This window comes from Shinella sp. Sh6 (genome assembly GCF_055392685.1).
On the sequence record NZ_AP044005.1, the window covers coordinates 336939 to 355722 of the forward strand.

An 18784-nucleotide genomic window follows, 5' to 3' on the forward strand; every position below is an offset into this window, starting at 1 on the left:
CAAGAGAGGATGCGGCGGCGCGCCGGGGCGCCGGCCGCTTTCAGGTCCGATCCCGACGGGCGGCCCGGACCGCCGGCCCGCTCAAACGTTGAGCAGCAGGAACTCGCGTTCCCAGGGGCTGATCACCTGCATGAAGGTCTCGAACTCGCCGCGCTTGACGCCGGCATAAAGGCCGATGAACTCCGCGCTCAGCACCTCGGCCAGCGCGGGATCGGATTCGAGCAGCGACACGGCTTCCAGAAGGCCGCGCGGCAGCTCGATCGATCCCTCGTTGGCGGTGTCCTCCGTCGGCGCCGTCGGCTCGATCCCGTTCATGATGCCGAGGAGGCCGCAGCCGAGCGAGGCGGCGAGCGCGAGATACGGATTGGCGTCCGAGCCCGGCAGGCGGTTCTCGATGCGCCGCGCGGCGGCGTCCGACACCGGCACGCGGAAGGCCGTCGTGCGGTTGTCGTAGCCCCAGGCATTGTTCACGGGCGCCGACATGTCCGGCGTCAGGCGCCGGTAGGAATTCACGTAAGGCGCCATCATCACCAGCGTCTTCGGCACATAGGCCTGCATGCCGCCGATGAAATGGAAGAATTCCTTCGAGGCCGAGCCGTCCGGATTGGAGAAGACGTTCTTGCCCGTCTCGATCTCCACCACCGACTGGTGGATGTGCATGGCCGAGCCTGCCTGTCCCTGCATGGGCTTGGCCATGAAGGTGGCGTAGATGCCGTGCTTCAGCGCCGCCTCGCGGATCGTGCGCTTGAACAGGAACACCTGGTCGGCCAGCTCGATCGGGTCGCCGTGGCGAAGGTTGATCTCGAGCTGCGCCGGTCCCTCCTCGTGGATCAGGGTGTCGATCTCGAGCCCCTGCTTTTCGGAGAAGTGGTAGATGTCGTCGATCAGCTCGTCGAACTCGTTGATGCCGGCGATGGAATAGCCCTGTCCGCCCTGGATGGCGCGGCCGGAGCGGCCCTTCGGCGGATGCAGGGGGTAGTCCGGGTCGTCGTTCACGGCGACGAGGTAGAATTCGATCTCGGGCGCCACGACCGGCTTCCAGCCGCGGTCGCGGTAGAGCTGCACGACGTTCTTGAGAACGTTGCGCGGCGTATAGGGCACGCTCTCGCCGGTCGAGCCGACGATGTCGCAGATGACCTGCGCGGTCGGGTCGGTCTCCCACGGCACGACGGAGAGCGTGGAAAGGTCCGGCAGGAGCTTCAGGTCGCTGTCGCGCGGCTCATAGCGGAAATTGCCGGTCTCCTCCGGATAGTCGCCGGAAATCGTGTGGCGGTAGAGGGCGGACGGCAGGGCGAGCGAGGTGTTCGAGGTGAACTTCGACGACGGCATCATCTTGCCGCGCGGCACGCCGGCAAGGTCGGGCGTGATGCATTCGATATCCTCGATGCCGCGGGCGCGAAGCCAGTCTGCGGCGTCCTTCCAGGTCTTTACCCCGCGCGGCACGCTGATGGCGGGAGGGATTTTGGCGGAGCGTGCGGCTTTCTCTATGGTGGGGGCAACGACTTTCTTTTTGGACGGCATGACACACCGGGTTTGGTTGAAGATGAACCATCATAGACGGAGTTGAGCCCTTGGCTAGCTCCCCCCCGGGGGTAGAAAACGCGATTTTTCAGGAATTTGTGCGCCGGGCGCCGGTTGACTTTCCTTTCCGATGGCCGAAAGGAAGGCGGCAAACGGGGATCGGATACGTGGCGGAACGGCGGGACGTCGTCATCATCGGGGCAGGCGCGGCGGGCATGATGTGCGCGATCGCGGCGGGCCGGCGCGGGCGCCGCGTGCTCGTCCTCGACCACGCCCGCGCGCCCGGCGAGAAGATCCGCATTTCCGGCGGCGGGCGCTGCAACTTCACCAACATCCATGCCGGGCCGAAGAACTTCCTCTCGGCCAATCCGCATTTCGCCAAGTCCGCGCTCGCCCGCTATACCCCGCGCGATTTCCTCGACCTCGTCGAGCGCCACCGCATTCCCTGGCACGAGAAGACGCTGGGCCAGCTCTTCTGCGACAATTCGGCGAAGGACATCATCGCCATGCTGCTCGCCGAGATGAAGGCGGCAGGTGCGGAATTGCGCCTTTCGACGCCCGTCGCCTCCCTCGAGCACGACGGCCACGCCTTCCGCGTCGTCACGGAGCATGGCGCGGTGGAGGCCGCGTCGCTGGTCATCGCCACCGGCGGCAAGTCGATCCCGAAGATGGGCGCGACCGGCTTTGCCTATCGCATCGCCGAGCAGTTCGCCCTGCCGGTGACGGAAACCCGTGCCGGCCTCGTGCCGCTGACGCTCGACCCGGCGACGCTCGCGGCCCATGAGGGCCTGCCGGGCGTTTCGGTGGACGTCGTCGCCCGGCACGGCAGGACGGAATTCCGCGAGGCGGCGCTCTTCACCCATCGCGGCCTCAGCGGCCCCGCCATTCTGCAGATCTCCTCCTATTGGCGCGAGGGCGAGGAGATCGCGCTGCATATCCGCCCGGACGTCGACTTCGCCGCCGTCATCGCCGCGGCCCGCAAGGAAAACGGCCGGCAGGCCATGCAGACGGTGCTGGCCGACCACATGCCCAAGAAGCTGGCGCAGCTTCTCGTCACCGAGCTCGGCATCGACGGGCCGCTTGCCGAACAGCCGGGCCGGCGCATCGAGGCGCTGGTGCAGAAGCTGCGCGACTGGCGCTTCCGCCCGCCGGGTTCGGAAGGCTATCGCACGGCGGAAGTCACGCTCGGCGGCGTCGATACGGCCGCGCTCGATTCCCGCAGCATGGCGGCAAAGGCGGTGCCGGGCCTTTATTTCATCGGCGAGGCGGTGGATGTGACGGGCTGGCTCGGCGGCTACAATTTCCAATGGGCCTGGGCCTCCGGCCATGCGGCCGGCGAGGACGCCTGAAAGCGTGGGTCCGCTCTTTACCGTCCTTTAAGACCTCGGGGCGGATGCTCCCCTCATGTCGGCATTTCCGCCGCGGGGCGGAGACAACATGATGTAGGCCGGCTGACCGGATCACCGGGTTGCCCCGATCGTGTAAGGAGTATCGCCGCATGCCTGCAAGCCGTCGTCCCGCCCGCGCCATCGCCATTGCCGCCGCGGAAAACCGCCGCCGCCTTATCGCCCTTGCCGCCAATTGCACGCTTGCCGCGAGCCTCCTCGCGCTGCTCGCCGTTCTGGCGCTCTGAGGCGTTCCATTGTCATAAATCGGTTTAAACGGTGAGGGAATTTTAAAGATTGCCGCCGATGATCCGCCGATAGGGTTCCGGATGCCGCGTCCCCATGAGGGTTGACGACGCGGCAGGCAATGATTGCTCCCCCGGATACGCGGCATTGCGGCCGCATGATGTCGGTAATCCGGCGTCCGCATCCTGGGGAGGCCCGCAACGGGCAGGGGTGGAGAGCGCCGACAACGGATAGTCCATCATGTTCATCGACAGGATTCTCGCGCGCTTCAAGATCCAGACCAAGGTTCTGGTGTTCATCCTGCCCTTCGTGCTCAGCATCTGTGCCGTGGGCTTCACCGGGCTTTATGCCTCCGGCCTTCTGCAGGGCCGAATGGAGATTTCCAACAGCGTCCTCCAGTCGCTCAACGGCTTCAAGGACGTCTATGCGGGCATGAACCGCTTCCTGCAGAACACCAGCGAGGAAAGCCGCGACGCCGTGCACGGCCAGTTGAAGGCGCAGGTCGCCGTCCTCCAGTCCACCATGGACGGCCTCGCCCCCGACGCAGACAAGTCCAAGCTGATGGACGCCCAGACCCAGACCAAGGGCATCGAGGCGCGCATGGACGGGCTCTGGTCGCTCTATGTCAACGAAGCCAGCCTGCACGCGGCGATGGGCAAGACCCTGACGGCCCTCGGCGCCGAGCAGGTCAAGGTCCTCGATGAGGCGACCAAGCTCCAGCGCGAGGTGCGGCAGAACGAGAATTCCGCAAAGAGCATGCTGCGCGAGGCCGAACGCCTGACCAATGCCAGCAAGTTCTTCTCCGAGCTGCTGACCGATTTCAGCCGCGGCGCGACGCCGGACGACCAGCTCAAGGTCGCCAAGGAACGCTATCCGCTCATCTCGAAGACCGAGCGCTCCATCTCGTCGATCCTGCCGAAGAGCCAGAAGGTCATCTCGATTACCATCCGCAACACGATCGACGAGATGGGCGGCTTCCTGTCCTCCACCGATCCGGCTTCCGTCACCGTGCCTGAAATCGCCCGCCGGGTGAACCGCTTCCGCCAGGTCGCCATCCAGCTCCAGAGCGCGGCCGCCCAGAAGATGCGCGACGCCACCCGCATCTTCAGCGAGCTCGACGCGCCGATCATCAAGTCCGAGGCGATCCTCGGCTCCACGCGCAAGCTGGTGTCCTCCATCGACGAGATCAAGGTCGCCGCCGCGCGCTTCCTCGGCCAGACATCGGCGGAGAACCGCACCAAGCTGCTCGGCTACGTCTCCATGCTCGGCATCGACATGAACGGCCTGCGCGGCAGCGCCAGCGGCCTGCCGTTCTTCGACAAGCTGGACGAGACGCTGAAGCCGATGCTCGAGCGGATCGACGCCGACAGCGCCTCGCTGGTCGAGATCAGCACGCAGCGCGCCGCCGATTTCGAGGCCGCCGGCCAGTCGATCGACACGATCTGGAACCTTCTCAGCCAGTTCGCCGAAGAGCAGAAGACGAGCGCCGGCACCGAGCGCGAAAAGGCCAACCAGGTCTCCGTCTTCGCCACCGTCGCCGGTGCCGCCATCGCCGTCCTCGCCGGCATCGCGCTGGTGCTGACGCTGAAGGGCCCGATCGGCCAGATCACCGGCGCCATGCGCCGCCTGGCCGACGGCTTCCTCGACACCGGCATTTCCGGCGAAGGCCGCGCCGACGAGATCGGCGACATGGCAAGGGCGCTCGGCGTCTTCAAGGAGAACGCCCTGTCGAAGATCCGCATCGAGGCGGAAAGCGAGCAGCAGCGCGCCGCCGCCGAAGCCGAACGCGCCCGCAACGACGCGGAGAAGCAGAGCCTCGACCAGCAGATCGACTTCGCCGTCAATGCGCTTGCCGCCGGCCTCGGCCGCCTTGCGCAGGGCGACCTGTCGCGCCAGATCGAGACTCCCTTCACCGGCCGCCTCGAACAGCTCCGCCAGGACTTCAACGTCTCGCTCGTGCGCCTTCAGGACACGATGGGCCAGATCCGCACCAATGCGCTGTCGATCCAGCGCAGCGGCGCGGATATGCTGCAATCGGCCGATGCGCTTTCCAAGCGCACCGAATCGCAGGCCTCCTCGCTCGAGGAGACGGCTGCCGCGGTCGAGGAGATCACCGCGACCGTCCGTTCCTCCGCCGAGCGGGCGCATGAGGCAAACCTCGTCGTCGGCACGACCAAGCGCAGCGCCGACAGCTCCGCCGACGTCGTCAACAACGCGATCGCCGCCATGGGCCGCATCGAGGGTGCCTCGCGCCAGATCGAGCAGATCATCGAGGTGATCGACGATATCGCCTTCCAGACCAACCTGCTTGCGCTCAATGCCGGCATCGAGGCAGCCCGTGCGGGCGAGGCGGGCAAGGGCTTTGCCGTCGTCGCGCAGGAAGTGCGCGAGCTTGCCCAGCGTTCGGCAAGCGCCGCCCGCGAGATCAAGGGCCTCATCGAGAAATCGACGAGCGAGGTCAGTGCCGGCGCGCATCTGGTGCAGGAGACGGGCGCGGTGCTTGCCTCCATCAGCCAGCAGATCGTCACCGTCAGCCAGCATGTGGACATGATGGCGACGGCAAGCCGCGACCAGGCGGCAGCGCTCCAGGAAGTCAACGGCTCCGTCAACCAGATGGACCAGATGACCCAGCAGAACGCCTCGATGGTCGACCTGACGACGGCCGCGAGCCGCAAGCTCGCCGGTGACGCCGATACGCTGATGATGCTGGTCGAGCAGTTCCGACTGGACGCCGACGAACAGTCGATGCACCGCGCGGCCTGACAGACGTCTTCGAACCGAAGAGAGGCCCGGCAGCGATGCCGGGCCTTTTCATTTCTGCGCGCGCAAGGCGCCGAACAGGCGGCGGAGCCGGGCGGCGAGCGACGGCTTGCGGGAGAGATGGTCGAATTCCCGCGGGCGGCGTTGGCGGTTCTTCTGCGAAAGCTCGAAGAGCATGGCAAGGGCGAACATGTCCTGCATGTCTGTCTCCTTCAAGGACGCGGCAAGCCGTGGCGCGGTATGGCGCAAAGGCTGGAGCCGGCATCGGTCGTTTGGGTTTGCAGGAGAAGGCTATCGTTCAAATCCGGGTTCACGAACGGCAAAATCCGGACTATGTTTTTCATTGATGAAAGACATGTCTTGGGAAAGCTACCGCATCTTCCTGGAAGTCGCCCGTCATGGCGGGCTCACCGGCGCCGCCGAGGCCACGGGCCTCAGCCCGGCGACCGTCGGGCGGCGCGTGCTGCATCTTGAGGAGGCGATTGGCCGGCCGCTCTTCCTGCGCAGCCAGACGGGCTACCGGCTGACGGCGGAGGGGCAGGCGCTGTTCGACCGGCTGCTCGGCATGGAGGCCGTCGCGCGCGGCGTCGAAAGCTGGCGGCAGGAGGGGCAGGGGACGACCACCGTTCGGCTGATGGCCGGCACCTGGGTCACCTGGCTCGTCTGCGAGAACATCGCGGCCGTCTGCACGGAGCGCGATCCGTTCCGGCTCGATCTCTCCGTCTCCGAGCGCCGGGCGACGCTTGCCCACCGCGAAGTGGATATCGGCGTGCGCGCCGTCGAGCCGACGGAACCGGGCCTCATCAGCCGCCATGCCGGCGAGGTGGCCTATGCGGCGTATCGGCGCCGCAATACCGGCGAGGTGCTTGCCGGCCGATGGCTCGCGGTATCGTCGGAAGATGCGGTCTCGGCCTATCTGCGCTGGCCGCATGAGCAGGCGGCGGGTGCGATCGCCGTCACGGTCACCCGCCCGCGCTCGCTGCTCGATCTTGCGCGCGCCGGGGCGGGGCAGGCCGTGCTGCCCTGCTTCGTCGGCGATCTCGATCCGGGACTGGAGCGGGCGGGCGAGGAGATCCGCGGCCTGCGCCACCATCAATGGATCGTCGCCAACGGCGAGGACCGGCACCGGCGCGACATCCGTACGGTTTCCGACAGGCTGTTCCGGCTGCTGAAAAGCCATGCCGATCTCTTTGCCGGCAGGCGGCCGAGCCGGACGTGAAAATCCCCGGCGCAGGGGACGCCGGGGATTCTGACTTGACTGGAGATTGCGCCGTCAGCCGCGGCCCTGCGTCACGATCACGGGGATCAGCAGGTCGCCCCAGTTGCCCTCTCCGCCGTGGTGGCGGGCGGAGCGGACGAGCTCGACCGAGACGCCGGCCTCCACCGCCTTCATGACGGACTGGTTGAGGCGGTGCAGGTCGTTGGCGACCATGCGGATCATGGCCTGCTGGTCGGGGGTCATGGCGGAGGCCTGTTCCTCCGCCCGTTCCTTGACGCGGGTCTGGACTGTCATGGCATTTCTCCTCTTTTGAGCGGGGTTCTTGAACGTTGATGGGTCGGGTTATTCTGCGGCCGGGCGGAACTGCTCGTGCTCGGTCGATTCGTGCATGGCGGTGGTCGAGGACTGGCCGCCGGTGATGGCCATGGAGACGGCGTCGAAATAGCCGGTGCCGACCTCGCGCTGGTGCTTCGTCGCGGTGTAGCCGTTGATCTCGGCGGCGAATTCGGCTTCCTGCAACTCGGAATAGGCGGCCATCTGGCGGTCCTTGTAGCCGCGGGCGAGCTCGAACATGCCGTAGTTCAACTGGTGGAAGCCGGCGAGCGTGATGAACTGGAACTTGTAGCCCATCGCGCCCAGCTCCCGCTGGAACTTTGCGATCGTCGCGTCGTCGAGGTTCTTCTTCCAGTTGAACGAGGGCGAGCAATTGTAGGCGAGCAGCTTGCCGGGATGGGCCTTGTGCACGGCTTCCGCGAATTTGCGCGCCTGTTCGAGGTCCGGCTTGCCGGTCTCCATCCAGATAAGGTCGCAGTGCGGCGCATAGGAGATGGCGCGGGCAATGCAGGGCTCGATGCCGTTCCGGACCCGATAGAAGCCCTCGACCGTGCGGCCCCTGTCCTTGTCGACGAAAGGCTGGTCGCGCTCGTCGATGTCGGAGGTGAGGAGCTTTGCGGCCTCGGCATCCGTGCGGGCGACGATCAGCGTCGGAACGCCCATGACGTCGGCGGCAAGGCGCGCGGCGTCGAGGTTGCGGATATGCGCGGCCGTCGGGATGAGGACCTTGCCGCCGAGATGGCCGCACTTCTTTTCCGACGCGAGCTGGTCCTCGAAATGGACGCCGGCCGCACCCGCCTCGATGAAGGCCTTCATGATCTCGAAGGCGTTGAGCGGGCCGCCGAAGCCGGCTTCCGCGTCGGCGACGATCGGCGCGAACCAGGTGTCGACCGAAAGGCCGTTGCCTTCCGCCGTCTCGATCTGGTCGGCGCGCTGGAGCGTGCGGTTGATGCGCTTGGCAAGCTCCGGCGCGGCGTTCGCCGGATAGAGCGACTGGTCGGGATACATGGCCGAGGCCGTGTTGGCGTCGGCGGCGACCTGCCAGCCCGAGAGATAGATCGCCTTCAGGCCGGCACGGACCATCTGCATGGCCTGGTTGCCCGAGAGCGCGCCTAGCGCGTTGACGAAATCCTCCTCGTGGATGAGCTTCCACAGCCGGTTCGCGCCGTTCTCCGCCAGCGTGTGGCGGATCTGCACCGAGCCGCGCAGCTTCTCGACGGTCTCGGCCGTGTAGGGGCGCTCGATGCCGTCGAAACGGCCTTTCGGTGCGCTGGGAACGAGGTTGTAAAAATCGGTCATGATATCCTCCGCTGCGATGTCTTGGGATCGGAACAGGCTCGTTTGGCTGCCCGATTTCATGTGACAGTATTTACATCGCAGCGCACAATAATGCGACGGGAAACCGGAAAACCAGCGCGACAATCGGGTAACGATGTCTTGCCTTTGACAGATCGGCTCTGTAAAAAAGTAAATATTGTAAAATTGACAGCCCTGCCGGTGCCGTAAAGGATTTGACAGATGGCGGAGAACAAGATCTTTGCCGGCCCGAAGGTCCGGCGCATCCGCAATACGCTCGGCCTTACTCAGACGGCGATGGCGGAGGGCCTATCGATCTCGCCGTCCTATCTCAACCTCATCGAGCGCAACCAGCGCCCGCTGACCGTGCAGCTCCTGCTGCGCCTTGCCTCCGTCTACAAGGTCGATCTCGACGACCTGCAGGGCGAGAGCGCAGGCCATGCGCGCCAGCTCCGCGAGGTCTTCGCCGATCCGCTGCTTGCCGGCGAGCTGCCGGGCGATCACGAACTGGTGGAGATAGCCGACGCCGCGCCGAACGTCGCGAGCGGCATCGTCAAGCTCTACCGCGCCTATCGCGAGCAGGCCGCGCGCCTCACCGACCTTGCCGATCTCCTCGCCCGCGAGGGCCATGCCACGACGCTGTCGGGTACGCTGCTGCCGATGGACGAGGTGCGCGACAAGCTGGAAAGCCGCCCCAACTATTTCGCGGCCATCGACGAGGCGGCGGAGCGTTTTTACGCCGCGCTCTCGCCCGGCGACGAGCTTGCCGGCGCCCTGAAGGGGTGGCTGCGCAACGAGCACGGCGTCGTCGTGCGTCTGCTGCCGGTCCACACGATGCCGACCCTGCGGCGCCGCTTCGACCGGCACTCCATGCGCCTCTTCCTGTCGGAGCGGCTGTCGCCCTTCGACCAGTTGCGCGAGATCGCCATGGAGACGGTGCAGCTTGCCCTCCAGGAGGAGATTTTCACCGAGCTCGACCGCCTCGCCTTCTCGACGGCGGAGGCCAGGCGCATCGCCCGCTTCGAGCTGGCGCGCTATGCCGCCCATGCGCTGATGATGCCCTACGAGGCGTTCCATGCGGCGGCGCAGCGGGCGCGCTACGATATCGACGTGCTGCGCGCGCGTTTCGGCGTCTCTTACGAGCAGGCGGCGAACCGGCTCACCATGCTCCAGCGGCCGGGCAGGGCGGGCGTGCCCTTCTTCATGCTGGAGACGGACAATGCCGGCAACCGCTTCCGCCGGGCGGGCGCACAAGGGTTTCCGCAGGCGCGTTTCGGCGGCGGCTGTCCCAAGCTCGGCGTCCATGCTGCCTTCTCCCAGCCCGGCCAGATCCTCGTCGACCGCGTGGAGATGCCGGACGGGGCCGCCTTCCTCACGGTCTCGCGCACGCTGGAAGGCCCGCAGGGCGCCTTTGCCGAGCGGGTGCGCCGCACGGCGCTGCTCGTCGGCTGCGATGCGGCCCATGCCGAGGAGACGGTCTATGGCGAGGCGGTGCGCCGCGAAGGGGCCGTGGCGGTGGGAGCGGCCTGCCGGCTCTGCGAGCGGCAGGGCTGTCTTGCAAGGGCCGAGCCGCCCGTCACGCGGCCCCTCGGGCTCGACGAAATGGTCGCCGGCCTCAGCCTTTTCGACTTCCAGTGAATTTCCGCTTGCTTTCCGCCGAGGATAGGGTTTCAAATATGATAGGAATGGGAACAATGTGATATCAAAATTCACCTTACGTTGCGTCGAATGCCGCTTGTCGCCTCTTGAAAAAACTCCATAATCGGCGACTGTTCTTCAAGCCAACGTATAGGCCCGCGAAAAAACTGGGAGATAAATCAATGATAAGACGTACTCTTTTGGCGACTGCCGCCTTTTGTGCATTTCTGGGTGCCGGCGCGGCCTTTGCCGAAGACAAGGTCGTGAACGTCTACAACTGGTCGGACTATATCGATAGCTCGATCATCGACGATTTCACCAAGGAGACCGGGATCAAGGTCGTCTACGACGTCTACGATTCCAACGAGATCCTGGAAACGAAGCTGCTCGCCGGCGGCACGGGCTACGACGTCGTCGTGCCGACCAACACCTTCCTCCAGCGCCAGATCGCCGCGGGCGTCTACCAGAAGCTCGACAAGTCCAAGCTGCCGAACATCAAGAACATGTGGGACATGGTGGCCGAGCGCATGCAGCCGTTCGACCCGGGCAACGAATATTCGATCAACTACATGTGGGGCACGATCGGCATCGGCTTCAACAAGGCCAAGGTCAAGGAAGCCCTCGGCACGGACCAGATCGATAGCTGGAGCGTGCTGCTCGATCCGGCCAATGCCGAAAAGCTGAAGGATTGCGGCATCAACATGCTGGATTCGCCGACCGACATCATTCCGGTCGTGCTCGCCTATCTCGGCCTCAACCCCGACAGCCATGAGCCGGACGACATCGCCAAGGCCGAGGAAGCGCTCCTGAAGGTGCGGCCCTTCGTGCGCAAGTTCCACTCGTCCGAATTCATCAACGGCCTTGCCAACGGCGATATCTGCATCGCCATCGGCTGGTCTGGCGATATCTTCCAGGCGCGCGACCGTGCCGAGGAAGCCAATAACGGCGTCGAGCTCGGCTATTCCATCCCCAAGGAAGGCACGCAGATGTGGTTCGACCAGATGGCGATCCCGGCCGATGCGCCGCATGTCGAGGAGGCCCATGCCTTCCTCAACTACATCATGCGCCCGGAAGTCATCGCCAAGTCGACGGAATACGTCCACTACGCCAACGGCAACAAGGCTTCGCAGGCCCTCCTGCCGCCGGATATCATCAACGATCCGACGATCTATCCGGACGAGGCGACGCTGAAGAAGCTCTTCACCAACACGACGCTGGATGCCAAGACGCAGCGTCTGTTCACCCGGACCTGGACCAGGGTCGTGACCGGCCAGTAATCGGTCAGGAGGAATTGCCCGGAAAGATATTTCCGGGCAATTTCGTTTCGACCGACTGCCAAGATCATAAAGTTTGGGGACAGGCCATGAAATCTCTCGGCAATATCCGTCGTTCCTTTGCGCCGTGGACGGATCCGGATGCCAAACCGTTCATCAGCTTCCGCAACGTCACCAAGAAGTTCGGCGATTTCACTGCCGTCGACGACCTCACCCTCGACATCTACCACCGCGAATTCTTCGCCCTGCTCGGCGCATCGGGCTGCGGCAAGTCCACGCTCCTGCGCATGCTGGCCGGCTTCGAGCGGCCGACCGCCGGCGAGATCATCCTCGACGGCCAGGACATCGCCGGCATCCCGCCCTACAAGCGGCCGGTCAACATGATGTTCCAGTCCTACGCGCTCTTCCCGCATATGAGCGTCGAGAGCAATATCGGCTTCGGCCTTCGCCAGGACGGCATGCCGAAGGGCGAGATCGCCGCACGCGTCGCCCAGATGCTCAAGCTCGTCAAGCTGGAGCAGTTCGCCAAGCGCAAGCCGCACCAGCTTTCCGGCGGCCAGCGCCAGCGCGTGGCGCTCGCCCGCTCGCTCGCCAAGCGCCCCAAGGTGCTACTGCTCGACGAACCCCTCGGCGCGCTCGACAAGAAGCTGCGCGAGGAGACCCAGTTCGAGCTGATGGACCTGCAGCAGGAACTCGGCCTCACCTTCGTCGTCGTCACCCACGACCAGGAGGAGGCCATGACGATGGCCGACCGCATCGCGGTCATGAGCCACGGCAAGGTCATCCAGGTGGCAACCCCTGCGGAAATCTACGAGGCGCCTAATTCCCGCTTCGTCGCGGACTTCATCGGCGACGTCAACATCCTCGACGGCAAGGTCTCGGCAAGCGGCAACGGCCGCATCGAGCTTGCCACGAACGAGGGCTTCACCGTCCGCACCGCCGCTGCCAACGCGCCCGCGACGGGCAGCGCCGCGGGCTTCGCCATCCGCCCCGAAAAGCTGAAGGTGACGCGCGCCGCCCCGGCGGACGCCTCCGTCAACGCGGCACAGGGCGAGATCTGGGACATCGGCTATCTCGGCGACATGACCGTCTTCCACGTCAAGCTCGACAGCGGCAAGGTGGTCAAGGCCTCCATGCTCAACGCCCAGCGCGAGGTGGAGGATCCGGTGGCCTATGACGAAAGGGTCTGGGTCTCCTTCGGCGAGACCGCCGGCGTCGTGTTGAAGGATTGAGCACATGAACAAGCTCGGCTCCGCCATCTTCAGCCGCCTTGTCATCATCATTCCCTATGCCTGGCTGCTGTTCTTCTTCCTCATCCCCTTCTTCATCGTCTTCCGCATCTCGCTCTCGACGACCGCCATCGCCCAGCCGCCCTATACGCCGGTCTTCGCGCTGTCGGACGGCCTTTCCGGCCTGTGGGCGAAGATCGGGCAGTTCCATTTCGACAATTTCGTCTGGCTGACCGAGGATGCGCTCTATTTCAACGCCTATATATCGAGCGTGTGGATCGCCGCGCTCTCGACGTTCATCACGCTCCTGATCGGCTATCCGATCGCCTACGGCATGGCACAGGCGCCGCGCTCGCTGCGCCCGACGCTGCTGATGCTCGTCATCCTGCCGTTCTGGACGAGCTTCCTCATCCGCGTCTATGCCTGGATCGCCATCCTGAAACCCGAGGGGCTGCTCAACCAGTTCCTCATCGGCATCGGTGTCATCCACGACCCGCTGATCATCATGAACACCAACTGGGCGATCTATATCGGCATCGTCTATTCGTACCTGCCCTTCATGGTGCTGCCGCTCTATTCGGCGCTGGAGAAGATGGACAACACGCTGATCGAGGCGGCGCAGGACCTCGGCTGCCCGCAGATCACCGCCTTCTGGAAGGTGACGTTCCCGCTTTCCATTCCCGGCATCGTCGCGGGCTGCATGCTCGTCTTCATCCCGGCCGTCGGCGAATTCGTCATCCCCGACCTTCTCGGCGGGTCGCAGACGCTGATGATCGGCAAGACGCTGTGGACTGAATTCAACGCCAACCGCGACTGGCCGGTCTCCGCCGCCGTCGCCACCATCCTGCTCCTCATCCTGGTCGTGCCCATCGTGTTCTTCCAGAATGCGCAGGCCAAGGCCGAAGAGCAGGGGAGGTAAGCCGATGAACAGCTGGTCGCGTTTCAACATCGTCTCGGTCGTCCTCGGCTTCACCTTCCTCTACCTGCCGATCGTCCTTCTGGTGATCTTCTCCTTCAACGAGTCCAAGCTCGTCACGGTCTGGGCGGGCTTCTCGTTCAAATGGTACGTCTCGCTCTTCCATAACCAGGGCCTGATGGATGCCGCCTGGGTGACGGTCCGCGTGGGGTTGCTCGCCGCGAGCATCGCCACCGTCCTCGGCACGATGGCGGCGCTCGCGCTGACGCGCTACACGCGTTTCCGCGGCCGGCTGCTCTTTTCCGGCATGGTCTATGCGCCGCTCGTCATGCCGGAGGTCATCACCGGCCTCTCGCTGCTCCTGCTCTTCGTCGCCATCGGCTTCGACCGCGGCTTCTGGACGGTGACGCTGGCGCATATCACCTTCTCGATGTGCTTCGTGACGGTGGTGGTGCAGTCGCGCCTGCTCTCCTTCGACCGCTCCATCGAGGAGGCCGCGCTGGATCTCGGGGCGACGCCGGTGAGGACCTTCTTCGAGGTGACGCTGCCGGTCATCGCGCCGGCCGTGCTTTCCGGCTGGATGCTGGCGCTGACGCTCTCGCTCGACGACCTTGTGATCGCCAGCTTCACCTCCGGCCCCGGCGCCACCACGCTGCCGATGAAGATCTACAGCCAGGTGCGCCTCGGCGTGACGCCGGAGATCAACGCGGCCTGCACTATCCTCATCGGCCTCGTCGCCATCGGCGTCGTCATCGCCTCGGTCATGACGAAGCGGCGCGAGCTCCAGCGCCAGCGCGACGAACAGGCGGCGTTCGCCGGACGATGATCAATCCTGCCGGCGGGGGTCCTCGCCGGTGAGGATGGAGATCGGCGAGATCACCGGGTCCGGCCAGGAGCCGCCGACGAAGAAGCTGATGGGAGGATTGGCGGGCGTCGTCCCGTCCGCCGTCCGTTCGGCAAGGCGGCCGGCCAGCGCCACGCTGCCCGTGCGATAAGGGATCATGCCCGAAAGGGCGAGCAGCCTGCCGCTTCCTTCGATTTCCGCCTTGACCAGTTCGGCAAGCCCGCGGTTCAGCCGCGCGTCCACCTCCGCCCGCGTGAAGTCGAAGGAGCCGTCGGCGGCCTCGGAGATATTGAAGAATGTGTTCTTCGCTGCCCGCTCCTCGAAGGCCTTGCGGTTGAAATGGGTGAGCGTGCCCTGGCCCATATGGAGCTGGAAGCGGCCCGACATGTCGGAGGCCGTCGTCGCCCAGAGCGGCCGGTCGGTGGAAAGCTCGAAATCCGCCGAGCCGATGCCGGTGGGAAGCGGCCCGGGCAGGCCGAGTGTGCTGACGATAGCGCCGATATCCACATTGCCGAGCGACATCTGCAACTGGCCGCCGCCGCGGAAACCCTGCTCGGCCAGCGTGATGCGCCCCGTCATGCGCCCCTCAAGAAAGGTGCTGTCGCCGATGTCGAAGGAGGCGCGGCCCTTCTCGATGCGCATGCCGGCGGCAAGGTCCTGGAGAGAGAAGGGCGAAAAGTCGGCCGTCTTGGCGGAAAGCCGGAGATCCATGCCGAACTGGTGGATGAAGGCCGTATCGATCGTCGGCGCGTTCGGATCGGTGCCGGGAAGCGGCGAGAAGGCCGTCAGGAAGGCGCGCAGGTCGATCCGGTCGAAGGCGAGCGTTCCGCCGAGCTGCGGCACGCCCTCCGGCGGCATGGCGATGTCGAGGACGCCGGTCGCCTGCGCATTGTCGAGCGTGAGCTGGACGTCCTCCAGCTTGGCGGAATAGCCCGACGTCGCGACCTTCGCTTCCAGCGCGACCTGCCCCACAGTGCCGACCGCGGGAATATCCTTGCCCTGCCAGACGAGGAGCCGGGCGAGCGAGGGCGTCGCAAGCTGCAGCGCGCCGGAAACGAAGGCGTTGTCGGAAAGATTGGCGACCCCCTCGAAATTCATCGTCGCGGGATCGGCGGTGAGGCCGGCATGCACGTCCGCGTTCCGCCCGGCAAGCAGGAGGAGGGGTTTGTCGCAGGCGAAGGTCACGCGCGTCAGCTCGCCGTTGACAACGCCGGAAAGCGAAAGTGCGAGCCGCCGGCCGAGGGTCGGCCATGTGATGCTGCCGTCGATGTCGGTGACGCGGTGCCGGCTGCCGTCTGCGCGCGTGATGTCGACGATCCCGTCGCGCAGGTCGATCGTGCCGATGCGCTGGTCGGGCAGGGCGACGGCGGGCTGACCCTCGGCCGTCTTGGCGGTGGCGTCGATCGCCTCGATCAGCCAGCCGCTGTGGCGCCAGTTGAGGGTGCCGTCCGCCTTCCAGCCGATATGCACCACCGGCCGCGCCAGCTCGAAATCGCTGAAGGCCGGCTGGCCGCGCACGGCACCGAGGAGATCGAAGTCCGCCGAAACGGCCTCGACCTTCGCCAGCTCCTCGCCCTCTTCGGTCACGAAGCTGACGCGGCCGAGCGTCACGCGCGGATAGGGCCAGAAGGAGAATTCCGCTGGCTCGCCGACATGTACGTTCGCGCCCGTCCAGTCCTCCAGCGCCTGCTCGATGCCGCGCTGCACGGCCTCCGTCTGCACGAGGAAGGGAAAGGCGATGCGCAGGCCGGCGACAACGAGAAGCACGGCAAGGGCCGTCCGCCACAGGCGCTTCGATCGTAGGAAACGGGAAAGGCTCATTCAGGCGCAGTTCCTCTGCCGGGCGCATTCATGTCTCAGGTCGAACGGGGATAGGCGCTCGGGCGAAAGAAATCAAATGCCGCCGTGGCGGAATTGCGCGCGGCGACGGCGCGATCCGGCGTTCGGCGCTTTATACCGCGGCGCAACATGCTATATCAGGCCATGGAGTGGAGGACAGCATGACGTCAGAAATGCCCTTGTGGGAACCTTCGGCAGACATCCTGGCAAAGAGCCCGATGGCGCTCTTCATGAAGGCCGCCGGCGCGAAGGCCGGGCGCGATTTCAGGACCTATGACGACCTGCACGCCTGGTCGGTGGAAGACCGGGCCGCGTTCTGGACCGCCGTCTGGGACGAGTGCGGCGCCGTGGGCGAGAAGGGCGGCATCGCGCTCGAAAACGGCGAGCGCATGCTGGAGGCGCGGTTCTTCCCCGAGGGTCGGCTGAACTTCGCGGAAAACCTCCTGAAGAAGGCCGGCCCCGGCGATGCCATCGTCTTCCGCGGCGAGGACAAGGTCTCCTACCGCTGGTCCTGGGACGATCTGCGCGCGCGCGTCTCGAAACTCCAGCAGGCCTTTGCCGCCATGGGCATCGGCGAGGGCGACCGTGTGGCGGCCATGATGCCGAACATGCCGGAGACCATCGCCCTGATGCTCGCCGCCGCCTCGCTCGGCGCCATCTGGTCCTCCTGTTCGCCCGATTTCGGCGAGCAGGGCGTGCTCGACCGTTTCGGCCAGATCGAGCCGAAGCTCTTCATCGCCTGCGACGCCTACTGGTATGCCGGCAAGCTCCAGGACGTCTCGGCCAAGGTGAAGGCCGTTGCCGGCAAGCTCGGCGTGCCGGTCCTCGTCGTGCACTATGCGGGCGATGCCGAAGCGCTTGCCGCCGCCCTGCCGGACGGGCGCACGCTGGAAGCGCTGACGGCGCCCTATGACGCCAGGCCGCTGACCTTCGCGCAGCTCCCCTTCCGCCACCCGCTCTATATCCTCTTTTCCTCCGGCACGACGGGGGTGCCGAAATGCATCGTGCATTCGGCGGGCGGCACGCTGCTGCAGCACCTCAAGGAACACAACCTGCATTGCAGCCTCACCGAAGGCGACCGTCTCTTCTACTTCACCACCTGCGGCTGGATGATGTGGAACTGGCTGGTCTCCGGCCTTGCCGTGGGCGCGACGCTCTGCCTCTTCGACGGCTCGCCCTTCCATCCGGACGGCAACGTGCTGTTCGATTATGCGGAGGCGGAGAAGTTCGCCGTCTTCGGCACTTCCGCCAAATATATCGACGCCGTGCGCAAGGGCGGTTTCACGCCGCGTACGACGCACGATCTTTCCAGCCTGCGGCTCCTCACCTCCACCGGCTCGCCGCTCTCGCCGGAAGGCTTCTCCTTCGTCTACGAGGGCATCAAGCCGGACGTGCAGCTCGCCTCGATCTCCGGCGGCACGGACATCGTCTCCTGCTTCGTGCTCGGCATTCCGCTGAAACCCGTCTGGCGCGGCGAGATCCAGGGCCCCGGCCTCGGCCTTGCCATGGACGTGTGGGACGAGGACGGCCGGCCGGTGCGCGGCGAAAAGGGCGAGCTCGTCTGCACCAAGGCCTTCCCTTCGATGCCGGTCATGTTCTGGAACGATCCGGACGGCGCCAAGTATCGCGGCGCCTATTTCGAGCGCTTCGACAATGTCTGGTGCCACGGCGATTTCGCCGAGTGGACGAGCCATGGCGGCATCGTCATCCACGGCCGCTCCGACGCCACGCTCAATCCCGGCGGCGTGCGCATCGGCACGGCGGAGATCTACAACCAGGTCGAGCAGATGGAAGAGGTCGCCGAGGCCCTCTGCATCGGCCAGGACTTCGACGACGACGTGCGCGTCGTGCTCTTCGTGCGCCTTGCCCCCGGCGTCACGCTGGACGAGGCGCTGGAAAAGAAGATCAGGACGAAGATCCGCACCGGCGCCTCGCCGCGCCATGTGCCGGCGAAGATCGTCGCGGTCGCCGACATTCCGCGCACCAAGTCCGGCAAGATCGTCGAGCTTGCGGTGCGCGAGGTCGTGCACGGCCGGCCGGTGAAGAACAAGGAAGCGCTCGCCAATCCCGAGGCGCTGGCGCTCTTTGCCGATCTCGCCGTCCTGAGGACGTGAACGTTAACGGATGGCCACGCCGCGTTAACCAAGTTTGCGAAGTTGTGAACGCGGGCGCTGTGCCGGAACGGGCCAGGTAAGGATTCGTTAAGCCGGGACGGCGCAAGGTCGTGCCAACTTGAGCGCGCCCGATGATGGGCGTTCCGGTCCTCCCGGCCCCGATGGCATGA

The 18784-nt window shown here is 65.6% G+C and carries 15 protein-coding genes; 10 read left to right on the plus strand and 5 right to left on the minus strand.

Going from position 1 to position 18784, the window contains the following annotated elements; genetic code table 11:
• Positions 1-81: 81 nt before the first annotated feature.
• Positions 82-1521 (minus strand): glutamine synthetase family protein, encoded by a 1440-nt coding sequence (locus tag ACZ5TO_RS01620; RefSeq protein WP_464799294.1) that lies wholly within the window; start codon positions 1519-1521, stop codon positions 82-84.
• 167 nt (positions 1522-1688) lie between these two features.
• Here ACZ5TO_RS01620 and ACZ5TO_RS01625 point away from each other — a divergent pair, with 167 nt between their 5' ends.
• The 3 genes from ACZ5TO_RS01625 to ACZ5TO_RS01635 all read left to right on the plus strand — a co-directional run bounded on the left by ACZ5TO_RS01625 (position 1689) and on the right by ACZ5TO_RS01635 (position 5915).
• Positions 1689-2870, plus strand: a complete 1182-nt coding sequence (locus ACZ5TO_RS01625; protein ID WP_464799295.1) for a BaiN/RdsA family NAD(P)/FAD-dependent oxidoreductase — start codon at positions 1689-1691, stop codon at positions 2868-2870.
• Positions 2871-3019: 149 nt separating this feature from the next.
• On the plus strand, positions 3020-3154 hold the full coding sequence (locus ACZ5TO_RS01630; protein WP_464799296.1) for a hypothetical protein: 135 nt from the start codon (positions 3020-3022) through the stop codon (positions 3152-3154).
• A 238-nt stretch (positions 3155-3392) separates the two neighbouring features.
• Entirely contained in the window at positions 3393-5915 is a 2523-nt protein-coding gene (locus tag ACZ5TO_RS01635; RefSeq protein ID WP_184145128.1) for a methyl-accepting chemotaxis protein, read from the plus strand.
• A 48-nt stretch (positions 5916-5963) separates the two neighbouring features.
• Here ACZ5TO_RS01635 and ACZ5TO_RS01640 read toward each other — a convergent pair whose 3' ends face one another.
• Positions 5964-6113, minus strand: coding sequence for a hypothetical protein (locus tag ACZ5TO_RS01640; RefSeq protein ID WP_184145127.1), 150 nt, complete (start codon positions 6111-6113; stop codon positions 5964-5966).
• 145 nt (positions 6114-6258) lie between these two features.
• Between ACZ5TO_RS01640 and ACZ5TO_RS01645 the strand changes: the two genes are divergently transcribed.
• Complete coding sequence (locus ACZ5TO_RS01645; protein ID WP_464799297.1) at positions 6259-7131, plus strand: LysR family transcriptional regulator; 873 nt, start codon at positions 6259-6261, stop codon at positions 7129-7131.
• Between the two features lie 54 nt (positions 7132-7185).
• Here ACZ5TO_RS01645 and ACZ5TO_RS01650 read toward each other — a convergent pair whose 3' ends face one another.
• Complete coding sequence (locus ACZ5TO_RS01650) at positions 7186-7425, minus strand: SMc00767 family acetate metabolism repressor (protein WP_023516665.1); 240 nt, start codon at positions 7423-7425, stop codon at positions 7186-7188.
• A 48-nt stretch (positions 7426-7473) separates the two neighbouring features.
• A complete protein-coding gene (gene aceA, locus ACZ5TO_RS01655; protein WP_464799298.1) occupies positions 7474-8763 on the minus strand; it encodes an isocitrate lyase in 1290 nt (429 codons plus the stop codon).
• Between the two features lie 219 nt (positions 8764-8982).
• Here aceA and ACZ5TO_RS01660 point away from each other — a divergent pair, with 219 nt between their 5' ends.
• The 5 genes from ACZ5TO_RS01660 (at position 8983) to ACZ5TO_RS01680 (ending at position 14643) form a co-directional block, all read left to right on the plus strand.
• Positions 8983-10398, plus strand: a complete 1416-nt coding sequence (locus ACZ5TO_RS01660) for a helix-turn-helix domain-containing protein (protein WP_464799299.1) — start codon at positions 8983-8985, stop codon at positions 10396-10398.
• A gap of 182 nt (positions 10399-10580) precedes the next feature.
• Positions 10581-11675, plus strand: coding sequence for a polyamine ABC transporter substrate-binding protein (locus ACZ5TO_RS01665; protein WP_184145123.1), 1095 nt, complete (start codon positions 10581-10583; stop codon positions 11673-11675).
• An 86-nt stretch (positions 11676-11761) separates the two neighbouring features.
• Positions 11762-12904 carry an ABC transporter ATP-binding protein gene (locus tag ACZ5TO_RS01670; RefSeq protein WP_464799300.1) on the plus strand — a complete coding sequence of 381 codons (1143 nt, stop codon included), beginning with the start codon at positions 11762-11764 and terminating at the stop codon, positions 12902-12904.
• A gap of 4 nt (positions 12905-12908) precedes the next feature.
• On the plus strand, positions 12909-13820 hold the full coding sequence (locus ACZ5TO_RS01675; RefSeq protein WP_464799301.1) for an ABC transporter permease subunit: 912 nt from the start codon (positions 12909-12911) through the stop codon (positions 13818-13820).
• Between the two features lie 4 nt (positions 13821-13824).
• Positions 13825-14643, plus strand: a complete 819-nt coding sequence (locus tag ACZ5TO_RS01680; RefSeq protein WP_464799302.1) for an ABC transporter permease — start codon at positions 13825-13827, stop codon at positions 14641-14643.
• Here the strand turns inward: ACZ5TO_RS01680 and ACZ5TO_RS01685 are convergent, their stop codons facing one another.
• The gene (locus ACZ5TO_RS01685; RefSeq protein ID WP_464799303.1) at positions 14644-16482 is read right to left on the minus strand and encodes an AsmA family protein; all 1839 of its coding nucleotides are present in this window, start codon (positions 16480-16482) and stop codon (positions 14644-14646) included. It lies immediately after the preceding gene.
• A 179-nt stretch (positions 16483-16661) separates the two neighbouring features.
• On the opposite strand from ACZ5TO_RS01685, the gene ACZ5TO_RS01690 reads away from it, so the two are divergent.
• Complete coding sequence (locus tag ACZ5TO_RS01690) at positions 16662-18614, plus strand: acetoacetate--CoA ligase (RefSeq protein WP_464799304.1); 1953 nt, start codon at positions 16662-16664, stop codon at positions 18612-18614.
• Positions 18615-18784 lie beyond the last annotated feature (170 nt).